Genomic DNA, 13,728 nt, shown 5'->3' with positions numbered 1-13,728 from the left:
AAATAAAGCAATAAACTACCGTATTAGCTATTCTCCCAATTTCTAATTTCGTCTTCTAAATTTACTCTGGACTTACCAGTTTTTGTTTCCAACTTTTTAAGTGTATCTGAAAAAGACTCGCCTTTATATTCAGATTCACTAACATCTAAATTATAGGTCTTTTCAAAATCTTTTGAAATCTGTTTCCATTTATTTTTCAAATAATCGCCATCATCAGATTCATCCTTTTTAACTTCTTTAGAATTTTCAACATAGCTTTCTTCGCTATCAGCGTTATGTTGCTCTGCCTGTGCGCCTTTACCAGTGCTGTGTTTCGGACTTACATTTTTATCACTCATCTTTAAATTTTTTTATTGAATTAGTTTCAAATTTTCATCTTTCCCTTAAATAAACAGTAAAAGAAATATGCTAATATGCTAGCATCCAAGTTATTCTTTTATCTATTTTTACGATTATATTTTTTATCCCCACAAAAATGAAACCCCTTTCTCATTTCGATGATTAAGGGGTTTCACTGTACCCATAATCCCGGATACGAACATTTCTAATCCAAACGCCTATTCTTCTTCCTCTTCATTGCGTTGGTTCTGTGGTCTGTTTTGCGGATTCCTCTGCTGATTTGTTTGTTGATTTTGAGGATTCCTTTGCTCATTTTGATTTTGTGTACTCATAGCAAATTTGTTTAAATTAATAAATCATTTCCTTTTTCAAGACTAAATTAATCATTACTGAAAGTGCGTTGGCCTAACAAAATCATAAAAAAACTTAGACGTATTGTTAATTAACTATCCTTTATCTTAAAACTATAAATTATTGGCAATTCCTTCTATTTACAAATAATAGGCTTCATTTATAAGTGAAACCCTTTCTATTTAACTCGGTAGCGTTTTGTATATTTGCGCTTTTAAAATTTAAACCATGTATACCAATTCTTTACAAGCCATTTCGCCTATAGACGGCAGATACGCTTCAAAAACTTCAAGTCTTATTCCGTATTTTTCTGAAGAGGCGCTCATCCGTTACCGCGTGCAAGTGGAAATTGAGTATTTTATTGCTTTGGTAGAATTAGATTTGCCGCAGTTAGCAGACTTCGACCGAAGTCTTTTTTCGAATCTTCGAGATCTTTATCTTGAATTTTCAGTAACAGACGCTGTAATTATTAAGGAAACTGAAAAGGTTACAAATCACGATGTAAAGGCGGTTGAATATTTTATAAAAGAAAAATTTGACGCATTAAATCTTCAGAAATATAAAGAATTCATCCACTTTGGTTTGACTTCACAAGACATAAACAATACTGCGATTCCGCTTTCATTAAAAGATGCCATCAACAACGTGTATGTGCCACTTTTAATGGAAGTTAAAAATAAATTGAAATCACTTTCCGAAGATTGGGCAGATGTTTCAATGCTTGCCCGTACGCACGGACAGCCGGCTTCTCCGACCCGTTTAGGAAAGGAATTAGAAGTTTTTGTAGTGCGTATTGAAGAGCAGTTCGATTTAATGAACGATATAAAAAGCGCTGCGAAATTTGGTGGCGCAACGGGTAATTTTAACGCTCATAAAGTTGCATATCCAGATGTAGATTGGCGAGCATTTGCTCAAAAATTTGTGCAAAATACTTTAGGGTTACACCACTCCTTCCCTACTACACAGATTGAGCATTACGACCATATGGCCGCTCTTTTTGACTGTTTAAAAAGGATAAACAATATTTTGATTGATTTAGATCGCGATGTTTGGACTTATGTTTCGATGGATTACTTCAAACAAAAAATTAAAGAGGGAGAAATTGGTAGCAGCGCAATGCCACATAAAGTAAACCCAATTGATTTTGAAAACAGTGAAGGAAACTTAGGAATAGCAAATGCTATTTTTGAGCATCTTTCAGCAAAACTTCCTATTAGCAGATTACAGCGTGATTTAACAGATAGTACGGTGTTGCGAAATATTGGTGTGCCAATTGGACATACACTTATCGCTTTTTATTCAACTTTAAAAGGTCTCAACAAATTATTGCTAAACGAGCCAAAATTTAAAGAAGATCTTGAAAATAACTGGGCGGTTGTTGCGGAAGCAATACAAACAATACTTCGCCGCGAAGGTTATCCAAATCCATACGAAGCTTTAAAAGGACTTACGCGCACAAACGAACGTATCAACCAAACTTCGATGGCTAACTTTATTGAATCTTTGGAAGTGCCGGAAAACGTAAAGCAGGAAATGCGAAACATAACTCCGAGTAACTACACGGGGATTTAAGAATACACAACACAAATTTTTTAGAGGAAAAAACCTCAACAATTAAGAAATAAAAAAAGGCTTCAACCCAAATTGGGAGAAGCCTTTTTCAACTATTAATCAACGAAAATTAATCTTTAAATATTTCTCCGAAACCTGTTAGTTTGGAGACATCCAAATCGCCACGTTCGGCAGATTCCATAAGTTTTAGCATTTGGTCTGGGCGCATATTTTCTCCCAGCAATCTGAAAACCGCAAAACCACGATTATCATCACTTGCAAATACAATAACCTCATTTATGGCATCTTCATCGCCAGTATATTTTAAGGTGGCGTTCCAGTCATTGCTTTTAATTCGGGTTAATTCTTTGTATTGCTCTTGGTCTAAAATAGCTTTCAATTCTTGTCTTTCCTGTACGTAATCGGCTGTGTCGCCTTCTATAATTGGATACGCAACTACATTCACTTTTTTAATAGTTTTCAGAATGTCCTTTTCCTCTTGGGTAAAGTCGCTATTTTTTCCTTGCAGCAAACTAGCGGCAATGTCCATTTTCACAAACTTATCGTCGTCCTGCTTTTCCACCAAATACTTCTGAAGTGATTCGTTACTACAGGAAGTAATGGTTAATAATCCGAGCACTAAGGCTATAAAATATCTTACAAGTACCATATTATTGTCTTTTCTTTTTATCAATATTTTTCAACTCTTCACTCCCAGGAACTTTTAGATCTTCGGTAAGTTTAGATATTTGTTTTAAATCTATATTTCCGGTTATGCTCATAATTACGGTTGTAGGTTTTCCGTCCACAATGCCATCCATATGCATCAACAGTTCGCTTACAAAGTTCTCGCTCTTTCCTTCTTTGCTGTAAAACCGTATATTTCTGCCGTCTTCTTTTATGCGCATCAATTCGCCTAAATTTTTAGAGGTTGAAATATATTTTGTTACAGCAGCATCCATTCTTTGCGAAACAGCAGGATTATCTGTAGTATATATTTTAATGTTCTCTAAATCATTAACCATTTTCAGGTATGCTTGAGCTTCTGGATCGGCAGAGTTTAAATCCATCTTACTCAAAAGTTTGAACATATTTTTTGTAACCACTACCGAGGTTACATCTTTTTCGTTTTCAAAGGAATCGAAAGCATTCTGTGCCCACGAAACCATCGGCGCTATTGCCAGTGCTACTAAAATTGCTATTTTTTTCATCGTTATTTATTTATTTATGTATTGTTATTTCTATTTTTTATTGATTTTGAAATTTTAAATCACAGCGTCTTTTGACACTGCAAAGGATAAACTCCGTTAAACTATTCTTTATTCAAAAATTTTATCTTTAGTATCTTCAAATTGTCCCACGAAAGTAAGTCGTTCTGCACCTTTGTTTAAATTTTCGGAAAGTAGCAACATCGCTTCTTTGCTTTTTTCGAAAGCCGCAACTGCTTCTTTTTCTTCTTGGGTATAGTTGGGTTGCGAAAAATAAAATGTACCTACCCCAAATGCTACTACAAGTATTGCGGCCACAGAAAACCACCAACTTTTAACGCTCGTTGACTTAGATTCTGGCAAATTAAATTCCATAGTTGAATGTTCTGCTTTTGCAGCTTTTAAACCCGCAAAAATGGGTTGGTATTGAATAAATTCATCTGCAACGGTTTCATTGTTGAAATAATCTCGAAGCATTTTTTCTTCTGCAAGGCTGGTGTTACCTTCAAAATAAGCATCCAGCAGTTTTTTTATTTTAGCCAATTCCATAATTATATTTTTTTATCAATGCGTCCCTAACTGTTTTACGTGCACGGGAAAGTGCCACTCGTACTGCGGTTTCATTACTCTCAAGCATTTGCGCTATCTCGGAAAACTCAAATTGTTCCACATCGCGTAGCTGGAGTACGATTCGCTGTTGTTCGGGCAAGGTTTCCATTATTTTGAAAACCATTTCGACCCCGTCATTCGCTTCAATATTCTTTTCAATATTTTCAGAAGTTTGAAAATTGCTGTGTACAATCTTTAAATTTGATGCCTGTTTCGATTTTAATCGATCCAAACAATAATTCTTCGTCATTGTAATTGCAAACGCTTCGGGGTTTTTATAGTTTTCAATGTCCTTTTTACCCTTCCATAATTTCAAAAATACTTCCTGTACAGCATCTTCCGCTTCATCTTTGGAGACCAAAATCCTCTTTGCTAAGCGGTAAAGCTTATCTTTAAAAGGCATTATAATCGTAATAAACTCGGTCTTTTCCATCTTGGTTGGTTGTGGTTGGTGTGCCGTCTATTTAAATGACGAACAGGTTGAGTTTTTGTTACATTCTTTTTTTGAAAAAAATCAAGACCTTCCATAAATACTCTTTCAATTCTAAATTTATTCACTTTGAAAAGTCTCGAAACAATTTCGACTAAAAAAGCATATTTTTACCTTTACAATATAATCCCTAATTTACTTGTTTAAACAGAATACCTTAATAAACCTTTTTATGAAAAGAAAAATTTTCATTTCCCTTTTAGCTGTTTCAATCCTTTTTGTTTCATGTTTTGAAGATGCCGATGATAATCTTCAAACGGCTTCAACTCAAGAAATTCAGAATTTTATTTACCGCGGTCTAAATTATTTTTATCTGTACAAAGCGGATACGCCAGAATTAGCGAACGACGCCTTTGCAAATCAAGACGATTTAAACGCATTTTTAGACAACTATCAAACCCCTGAAACCCTGTTCAATTATTTATTGTCGCCTCAAGATAGGTTTAGCAGTTTATTCAGCGATTATACTTTAATTGAAAATGCGCTAAGTGGAATTACATTAAGCAACGGAATGGAATTTGGCTTAGTGTTTTATCCAGACAATAGTGGAAATGTTTTTGGTTATGTGCGTTACGTGCTCCCAAATACCGATGCACAGTCGCAAGGTTTAGTGCGCGGCGATCTTTTTACCACTATAGATGGCCAGCAAATAAACGAAAACAATTTTAATGATTTGCTCGCTGCAGATAGCTATTCTATCGGACTTGCAACTTACGATGGCACCAACTTTACCGCTACTGGTGAAACTGTGCTTTTAAACAAAATTCAATATAACGAGAATCCAGTTTACAAAGCCGAAACACTTACCGTGAATGGCAATAAAATTGGTTATTTAATGTACAACGGATTTATTAAAGATTACGATACTGAACTAAATAATGCCTTCGCACAATTTAAAGCTGATGGAGTAAGTAGTCTCGTTCTCGACCTTAGATACAATGGCGGTGGTTCAGTAGAAACTGCAACCGATTTGGCGAGTATGATTACTGGACAGTTTAACGGACAGATTTTTTACAAAGAATTTTGGAACGACGATCGTCAAGAGGAAAATGCAGAAGACGGTCTTTTTGATAACTCTATTAGCAACGGAAGCGCTATAAACAGTTTAAATCTTTCACAAGTTTATATACTTACAACCAGAAGATCTGCTTCTGCAAGTGAACTAGTGCTTAACGGACTAAAACCGTATATCGATGCTGTGCAAGTGGGCGACACTACTACAGGTAAGTTTCAGGCCTCCTTTTTACTTTACGATGCGCCTGCTCCACAATTTAGCAGAAGTGCAGCAAATCCAGGACATACGTATGCTATGCTTCCTTTAGTGTTTAAAACAGCCAATGCAGCTGGAACTACAGACTTTGTTGATGGTTTATTTCCACAAATTAATTTAAAGGAAAACTATTTCAATCTTGGTCAACTTGGTGATGAAAACGAACCATTGCTTGCTGCAGCACTATTCGAAATCGCTGGCAGACCAGTACCAAGAAACGCAGACGCTCCGCGTTTAAAGGAAATTTCAGACAGTAAAGCGAATTCTCCCATTAACGGAAAAATGATTGGGAATTAGATTAGGTAGCCTGTAAAAAATAAAGACTCCCTTAAATTTCAAAATTTAAGGGAGTCTTTTCATTAAAATCAGAAGCGTTTATTCGTTAAAATAAATTCCACCTGGAATTATACCAGTTTGCAAATCTTGAATTTCAAGGTTTGTAGAAAGATCAAATATTTTCAGCGAACCTTGGCTTGCAAAATCATTCGCATCAGTAGCATATAGCTTTCCATCTTTTGCTTGAAGCGCATAAAAGAAACCATTAATAATATCGCTTCCCGGTAAAGAGACTGATAAACTATTCAGTTTAGAAACCTTTCCATTCATTGCATATATAAGACTCGTTCCGTCCATTGTTAAGTTTGATGGGTGTTCAGTTGTTCCGAAATTATATGTGTTTGAAACTTGTCCGGTAGAAAGGTCAATTTTTACCAAAGAACCAGCTGTTTCGTTACCCGTGTAATCAGGATTTCCACCGCATAATACGAATAAGGAATTTCCAGAAACTACCATACTATTTGGCACATCGCCAACCGTAATTGTTCCGTCTAAACCGTTAGCAGAAATAATTGAAATCAAGTTATTCTGTCCGTAAGCTCCTTGATGAGCAACGTATACTTTCTCGTTATAAACAACCATTTTCTCAGGACCAAAAGCCACGGGAATTGTACTAGAAACAGTATTAGTTCTCAAATCTAAAACTGCCACATAATCGTCAGAATTATCATTTGGATCGCCCCAATTGGTTACATAGCCTTTGTTTCCATCAACACTCATAAAATATCTTGGATTGTTAATGCCCACTGTTATCGAATCTACACTCTCGAAAGTATAGCGATTGGCTATCATTATTTTATTCGAATTATTTACAACTATATAAGCATTCTCATCCTGAAAACCCATAGACTGAACTATATTACCCAAGTCAGATCCATTCACAGTTTTATAAATATTTTGAGAAACTGTACTGTAATCTTCAGATATGTATGTAATTGTTCCGCTTCCGCCACTAAACGGACCTTCATTAGTTATAAGGATTCCATTTTCAAAAGCTGCAGGAATAATTTCTGGTTGCACATCATCATCATCATTGCTACAGGATATAAAAAGCATCGTGGTTAAAGATAGAAACAATAGTTTTTTCATAATTTTCATTTGTTATATATTAAAGTTTAAGAATATTTGAAAGTTTCGGGAAGTCATTGGCCGATAAGCCACATTTTCGTAATAGGTATTAAAAACATTTTTGAATCTGCCACCTACCGTGATATTTGGATTAAATGGCAACACATATTCAGCTCCTAAATTAAAAACCGTAAAAGCATCGAGGCTCTCGCTATTGTCTGTAGTTGTGTATATTTCGCCGTTAAATAATCCTTGCGCATAAGCAGAGAAATTTGCGAAATTATATTGTAATGTGCCAGACGTTTTGTGAAACGGTACATAAATAAGCTGCTTCTGCTTTTCTAAATCTTCTGCTTTGGTATAGGAATAATTCGCACTAAAATCCAACGATTGCTGTTGGTTAATTTTCACAAAATAACCAACAGATGCTTCGAGGCCGTAATTTTGTGTTTTACTAATATTTATAGGCTCCCAAACATTGCCGCTGGCGGGAACCCATTTTATTAAATCTTCGGAAGAGATATAGAATGCCGCAAAATCTGCTTTCAAATTTCCAACGGAAAACTCCTGCCCCAATTCAATTTGATATGAAGTTTCTGGCTGCAAATTTAAATTGCCACCTGCGTACCAAAACAAATCATTAAAGGTTGGCACGCGATAGTTCTTTGAACCGTTTATACGAAGCGCATACTTTTCTGAAAGTCGCCATTTAGCATCAGCCGAAAAAAGAAATGGGTTGTCAAAATCATTCAGAAATTCTTTTCTAAAATTTAAACCGTAGCTAAAATCTTTCGAAATTTTATGATTTAACAGAATTACAGCAGCTAAAGTTTTTCGAAAATTCTCACCCACGTTGTCTCCAGTGGCATTTATGTATGTGTATTCAACTTTTGCGTTTAGCCGAAGTTTTTCCCGAAGAAAAACTTCAGATTGCAGGGCACTTATAAATGTGTTCGCACTGCCCTCGTCAAACAAAGGTTTTTCACTATTTGGATAATAGCGGTATTGTTCAAAAAGGTGCGCAACGCTAGCTTTTGTTGTAAATAACCCAATTCTTTGCTGCAATTGCCAAAGGTTACGTGTTGCAATATCTTTATAACCGTCCTTGCCGATAGTATTTAAACTGCCAGAAAAATTACGGTCGTTATAGGTGTATTCAGAATTCCACGTAGCAACGCCATTCTTCAATTTTTTGGCACCATTTACATTAGCTGCTAAGCGCAGAAATTCACCGTGTTGATTTTTTTGGTTTTTACCCACATAATCGTAATCGTTATCAGAACTAGTAAAATCTACGCCTACATTTAAATAAAGGTTATCCCAAGATTGAGTAGTGGTTGCATTTCCGCCAATTGTAGAAAAACTTCCGTAACGAAGTCCGATTGCAGTAGTATCAATCTTTTCGAAGGTATATGTGTTGTTTAAATGAATACTTCCGCCAACGGCACCGCTGCCGTATTGCACACCGCCGCCACCGCTTCTTATTGCAATTTCATTGTAATTTAAAGGTGAAATAGTATTGAAATCTGTCTGTCCCGTAAAAACCGAATTTATATTGATGCCGTTCCAAACCACAGCAGTTTGAGCGGCGTTTGTTCCACGGAAAGAGGGAGATGAAACCATTCCGAAACCATTTTCTTTAAAGTAGATTGAAGTATTGTAGCGAAGCGTTTCAGTTAAAGAAGTGGCATTTCTTTCAACAACAGAATCATTGAGTTTTTCTAGTTTGAACCCTTTTGAAAAATGAATGAGTTTTGCATCGGTAAGCATCACTTCCGGCAATTGCTGAATGCTATCCAGTTGCGCGTAGGCAGAAACCGTACACAGCAAAAAAAATAAAATAATATGGATACTAGTTTGTTTCATAATTCAACCTTTATCCCGAAAGTTTGATATTTTTAAATTATGAATCTGGCAGGTCTCCTGGCTTGTCTTTTGTGCTACCTTCCCATCAGCCTATGACTGACAGTGGTTTTTGAAGTTATGCACGCCCAAAATATATTGGGACGACTTACAGTTGCGGGAACAGCTTCGGGTTTTAACCGAATTCCCTTTTAAAAGCATTTTCCAGTGTGGAAAACTGCTTACCAAAATTCATCGCAAAAATAGACTTTAAATACTAGTACACCCAAACAAAACCATTATTTTTGGGGATGCAAAAATTTGTCTTCATTATAAGTTGCTTCCTTTTTTTTACCGCTTGTAAAAACACCAATAACGATATTCAATCATCCGATACCTCAAATGCTGAAGGAATATTGACGGATATAAAATACGCCAAAGGTTTTGAGATAGCCACTTTTGACGGTTACAAAACCATCACCCTAAAAAACCCGTGGCCCGGAACCGAGAAAACATTTACTTATGCTTTAATTGAAAAAAACGGTGCGATTCAAAATCCGGAAAAGTATGACGCAGTAGTTGAATTACCGGTAAAACGAATTGTTGTTACTTCCACCACTCACATTCCTTCTTTGGAAATGTTGGGGGAAATTGAAACATTGGTCGGTTTTCCTAATCTCAACTATATTTCTTCGGAAAAAACACGACAACTAATTGTAGCCGAAAAAGTAAAAGAGCTCGGTAAAAACGAAGATATCAATACCGAAATTTTAATCGAATTAAATCCAGAAGCAGTAATTGGTTTTGCGGTTGACGGAAATAATTCTGCTTTTGCCACCATTCAGAAAACAGGTATTCCTGTGCTTTATAATTCAGATTGGACAGAAACTTCACCTTTGGGAAAAGCAGAATGGATTAAATTTTTTGGAGTTCTTTTCAATAAAGAAAAAGAAGCTGATAGTATTTTTAATACTATTGAAACCGATTATAACGCTGCTAAAAAAATTGCTTCCGAAGCAAAAGAAACCCCCACAGTTATTAGCGGGGCAATGTATAAAGACGTTTGGTATATGCCGCAGGGCGATAGTTGGGGCGCACAATTTATAGACGATGCCAATGGTGATTATCTTTGGAAAGATTCAGAAGGCACTGGCAGCCTCGCATTAAATTTAGAATCTGTTTTGGAGAAAGGCCAAAATGCAGCATATTGGATAGGTCCCGGACAATTTACAAGCCTAGACGAGATGAAAAATGCGAGCCAAGTATATGCCCAATTTGAAGCGTATAAAACTGCAAACGTTTATTCTTACAGTATGAAAAAAGGCGAAACGGGCGGTGTGATTTATTATGAATTGGCACCCAATCGTCCAGATTTGGTTTTAAAAGATTTAATTAAAATTCTACACCCAGAGTTGTTTCCGGAGCACCAATTTTACTTTTTTGATAAATTGAATTAATGCAAACTACCCAAACATTTCGCCTTCAATTTGCGGTGCTATTTATAGCGCTCATTGCTGCGTTTTTGGTGAATTTGAGCATCGGATCGGTTTCAATTCCTATTGATGAAATTATTTCTGTCTTCATTGGCAACGGTGCTTCTAAAGAAACTTGGCGCTATATATTGATGGATTACAGACTACCAAAAGCAATTACAGCAATACTTGCCGGTGGCGGTTTGGCTGTTTCGGGATTGCTAATGCAGACCTTGTTTCGCAACCCGTTGGCCGGTCCTTTTGTTTTAGGATTGAGCAGCGGCGCGAGCCTGGGTGTTGCCATTTTAATATTGGGTGCAAGTACCTTTGGCGGAATTTTTGGAACTTTACTACTAAGTCAATGGAGCCTTGTCGTGGCTTCGGCATTAGGTAGCTTTTTAGTCCTTTTAGCCGTTTTGGCGGTAACTTTCAGAATAAAAGACACCATGGCAATTTTAATAATTGGTTTAATGTTTGGCAGTGTTACTACCGCTGTGGTTTCGGTTTTGTCTTATTTCAGTAATGCAGAACAGCTTCAGCAATACATTTTTTGGTCTTTTGGAAGTTTGGGAAATCAATCGTGGCAAGGCGTATTAATTTTAGGAATTTGCTTTTTAGCAGGTTTAACATTGAGTGTTTTCAGCAGTAAATCTTTAAACGGTTTACTTTTAGGTGAAAATTATGCGAAAAGCATGGGCTTACACATTAAAAGAACAACCTTCATAATAATTTTGGCAACTAGTATTTTAGCAGGAAGTATTACGGCTTTTGTTGGGCCAATTGCCTTTGTAGGGCTTGCGGTGCCACATTTGGTGCGTCAGTTTTATAAAACCTCAAACCATTTCGTCTTATTGCCCGCAGTTCTCATTTGCGGAAGTTTGCTGCTGCTGATTTGTGATACCGTGGCACAATTACCTTTTAGCGAATTTACGTTGCCCATTAATGCAATCACTTCGCTTATTGGTGCGCCGGTTGTAATTTGGTTGTTGGTTCGAAAACGAAAACTTTTCTTTTAATGAATTCAGAAGAAAAAAATATCATTTTAGAAGTACGTAACCTCTCTGTGGGTTACTCAAAAAAAGGAAGCGATTCTGTGATTGCTGATGCAATCAATTTTTCAATCTTAAAAGGTGAATTAGTTGGTTTGGTTGGCGCAAACGGAATTGGAAAATCTACATTACTACGCACATTAACGGGAATGCAGGTCGCTTTAAATGGCGACGTTTTTCTGAATAGTAAACGCTTAAACGAATATTCTTCCTTTCAACTCGCCACACAATTAAGTGTAGTTTTAACCGAAGCGCCCGCCTCAAAAAATCTTTCGGTTTTAGAAATGGTTTCGTTGGGAAGGCAACCGTATACTAATTGGATTGGCTCTCTTTCCGAAGAAGATAATAAAGCAATTCGTTTTGCTTTGGAAGCCACAGACACCGCTACCCTCGCCCACCGAAAATGTTTTGAATTAAGCGACGGACAGATGCAACGTGTGGCGATTGCACGGGCTTTGGCGCAGGATACGCCAATTATTATTCTAGATGAACCCACAACCCATTTAGACATTTATCACCGTGCATATGTTCTAAAATTACTGAAGAAACTAGCTTCAGAAACTCAGAAAACTATTTTCTTTTCAACCCACGAAATAGATTTAGCCATTCAACTTACAGACAAAATGTTGGTAATGGCAACGAACGAAACTTATTTTGACGATCCCTGTAAACTGATTGAAGCAGGAAGATTTGATGCACTTTTCCCCAAAGAAACTATAGATTTTGATGGAAAAACTGGTCGGTTTACCATTCGCAAATAGATATATTTACTTTAAATTTTACTGTAATGAACGAAACATTTCTATACCTCTTATTGGCTGCAATAAGCATTTTAATTGGAGCGTTTTTAGGTAATTACTTTGCGCGTTTAAAAAGTAAAACTGAAACTAGCAAACTAGAAGCGCAGCTTGAAAATGCGCAATTTCAAGAGAATAAACTAAAGGAGCGATTTGAGAAAGCTTTGCGCGAAGGTGAAGCAATTAGGAAGGAAAAAGAATTTCTCAACATGGAACTTACGCGGCGAAATTCAGAATTTAATAATCTTGAGATTCGCAACCGCGAACAGAAAGAAGAAGTTGAAAAACTGCAGGAAAAATTCACAAAGGAATTTGAAAACCTTGCGAATAAAATTTTGGATGAAAAATCTACAAAATTCACCAAACAGAATAAAGATAGTTTGGAGATAATTTTGAATCCACTTCAAGAAAAAATAAAAAGCTTCGAAAAACGGGTTGAAGATACCCATAAAGAGAGCATTGATCGACACGCAATGCTTCGTCAGCAAATCATCGGTCTTAAAGAATTGAACGAGCAGATGAGCAAAGAAGCTACTAATCTAACAAGAGCACTGAAAGGCGATAGCAAAATTCAGGGTAATTGGGGTGAATTAGTTTTGGAGCGCGTGCTGGAAAAAAGCGGACTGGAAAAAGACCGGGAATATTTTGTGCAAAACAGTTTTACCACAGAAGAAGGCCGCCGAGTACTGCCCGATGTTGTGCTGCACTTGCCCGATAATAAAAAGATGATAATTGATTCAAAAGTTTCACTTGTTGCGTACGAGCGCTTTGTGAACGAAGATGATGAAGATTTGCGCGCCCGCTTTTTGAAGGAACACATTGCTTCACTTAAGAAACATATTGAACAATTAAGCGCTAAAAACTATCACACGCTCTACGAAATAGAAAGTCCAGATTTCGTGCTACTTTTTGTTCCAATAGAACCCGCTTTTGCTGTGGCAATTAACCAAGACAATAATATTTATAATCAGGCTTTCGAAAAAAATATAGTTATAGTTACACCTTCAACGTTACTTGCCACATTGCGTACTGTGGACAGTATGTGGACCAATGAAAAGCAACAACAAAACGCCATTGAAATTGCCACGCAAGCCGGCCGTCTTTATGATTCTTTCGTGAATTTAACCAACGATCTTTTAAAAGTTGGGGCGCAATTAAATACTGTACAAGGAAGTTATGACGGCGCAATGAAAAAACTTACCGGACAAGGAAATCTAGTTTCAAGAGTAGAAAAACTGAAAAAACTTGGCGCTAAAGCCAATAAAAGCATTGACGATAAATTGCTGAATAAAGCCCTAAATAATGGGGATGAAGACTAATAAAATAATGATATATTTACCCTTTCA

The 13,728-nt window shown here is 36.5% G+C and carries 13 protein-coding genes and 1 riboswitch; of the genes, 6 read left to right on the top strand and 7 right to left on the bottom strand.

Annotated features, from left to right (window positions below; genetic code table 11):
* Window positions 1–23: 23 nt before the first annotated feature.
* Window positions 24–338, bottom strand: coding sequence for a hypothetical protein (locus tag AC3RVG_RS00980; RefSeq protein ID WP_489689559.1), 315 nt, complete (start codon window positions 336–338; stop codon window positions 24–26).
* Between the two features lie 580 nt (window positions 339–918).
* On the opposite strand from AC3RVG_RS00980, the gene purB reads away from it, so the two are divergent.
* Window positions 919–2,262 carry an adenylosuccinate lyase gene (gene purB, locus AC3RVG_RS00975; protein WP_489689558.1) on the top strand — a complete coding sequence of 448 codons (1,344 nt, stop codon included), beginning with the start codon at window positions 919–921 and terminating at the stop codon, window positions 2,260–2,262.
* A gap of 109 nt (window positions 2,263–2,371) precedes the next feature.
* On the opposite strand, the gene AC3RVG_RS00970 is transcribed toward purB, so the two are convergent.
* From AC3RVG_RS00970 to AC3RVG_RS00955, 4 genes are all read right to left on the bottom strand, one after another.
* Window positions 2,372–2,911: a DUF4252 domain-containing protein gene (locus tag AC3RVG_RS00970; RefSeq protein WP_489689557.1), complete on the bottom strand. Its 540-nt coding sequence runs from the start codon at window positions 2,909–2,911 to the stop codon at window positions 2,372–2,374.
* A gap of 1 nt (window position 2,912) precedes the next feature.
* Complete coding sequence (locus AC3RVG_RS00965) at window positions 2,913–3,452, bottom strand: DUF4252 domain-containing protein (protein ID WP_489689556.1); 540 nt, start codon at window positions 3,450–3,452, stop codon at window positions 2,913–2,915.
* A gap of 108 nt (window positions 3,453–3,560) precedes the next feature.
* On the bottom strand, window positions 3,561–3,998 hold the full coding sequence (locus AC3RVG_RS00960; RefSeq protein ID WP_489689555.1) for a hypothetical protein: 438 nt from the start codon (window positions 3,996–3,998) through the stop codon (window positions 3,561–3,563).
* Window positions 3,985–4,491, bottom strand: a complete 507-nt coding sequence (locus AC3RVG_RS00955; protein WP_489689554.1) for an RNA polymerase sigma factor — start codon at window positions 4,489–4,491, stop codon at window positions 3,985–3,987. The genes AC3RVG_RS00960 and AC3RVG_RS00955 overlap by 14 nt, the downstream gene beginning before the upstream one ends.
* A 229-nt stretch (window positions 4,492–4,720) precedes the next feature.
* Between AC3RVG_RS00955 and AC3RVG_RS00950 the strand changes: the two genes are divergently transcribed.
* Window positions 4,721–6,115, top strand: coding sequence for a S41 family peptidase (locus AC3RVG_RS00950; RefSeq protein WP_489689553.1), 1,395 nt, complete (start codon window positions 4,721–4,723; stop codon window positions 6,113–6,115).
* 78 nt (window positions 6,116–6,193) lie between these two features.
* Here the strand turns inward: AC3RVG_RS00950 and AC3RVG_RS00945 are convergent, their stop codons facing one another.
* Both AC3RVG_RS00945 and AC3RVG_RS00940 read right to left on the bottom strand, forming a co-directional pair.
* Window positions 6,194–7,243, bottom strand: coding sequence for a YncE family protein (locus AC3RVG_RS00945; protein WP_489689552.1), 1,050 nt, complete (start codon window positions 7,241–7,243; stop codon window positions 6,194–6,196).
* Window positions 7,244–7,255: 12 nt separating this feature from the next.
* Window positions 7,256–9,088 carry a TonB-dependent receptor gene (locus AC3RVG_RS00940; RefSeq protein WP_489689551.1) on the bottom strand — a complete coding sequence of 611 codons (1,833 nt, stop codon included), beginning with the start codon at window positions 9,086–9,088 and terminating at the stop codon, window positions 7,256–7,258.
* A 30-nt stretch (window positions 9,089–9,118) separates the two neighbouring features.
* Window positions 9,119–9,330: riboswitch (cobalamin riboswitch) on the bottom strand.
* A gap of 45 nt (window positions 9,331–9,375) precedes the next feature.
* Here AC3RVG_RS00940 and AC3RVG_RS00935 point away from each other — a divergent pair.
* From AC3RVG_RS00935 to AC3RVG_RS00920, 4 genes are read left to right on the top strand one after another with little or no spacing between them, the layout of a single operon-like run.
* Window positions 9,376–10,521 (top strand): ABC transporter substrate-binding protein, encoded by a 1,146-nt coding sequence (locus tag AC3RVG_RS00935; protein ID WP_489689550.1) that lies wholly within the window; start codon window positions 9,376–9,378, stop codon window positions 10,519–10,521.
* Window positions 10,521–11,552: a FecCD family ABC transporter permease gene (locus tag AC3RVG_RS00930; protein ID WP_489689549.1), complete on the top strand. Its 1,032-nt coding sequence runs from the start codon at window positions 10,521–10,523 to the stop codon at window positions 11,550–11,552. The genes AC3RVG_RS00935 and AC3RVG_RS00930 overlap by 1 nt, the downstream gene beginning before the upstream one ends.
* Complete coding sequence (locus tag AC3RVG_RS00925; protein ID WP_489689548.1) at window positions 11,552–12,346, top strand: ABC transporter ATP-binding protein; 795 nt, start codon at window positions 11,552–11,554, stop codon at window positions 12,344–12,346. The genes AC3RVG_RS00930 and AC3RVG_RS00925 overlap by 1 nt, the downstream gene beginning before the upstream one ends.
* Window positions 12,347–12,372: 26 nt before the next feature.
* A complete protein-coding gene (locus AC3RVG_RS00920) occupies window positions 12,373–13,701 on the top strand; it encodes a DNA recombination protein RmuC (protein WP_489689547.1) in 1,329 nt (442 codons plus the stop codon).
* Window positions 13,702–13,728: the final 27 nt, after the last annotated feature.

It is taken from the genome of Aequorivita sp. IT1282, from assembly GCF_058068205.1.
The sequence above is the reverse complement of the archived record's forward strand: the minus strand, read 5'-3'. Positions and strand labels throughout refer to the sequence as shown.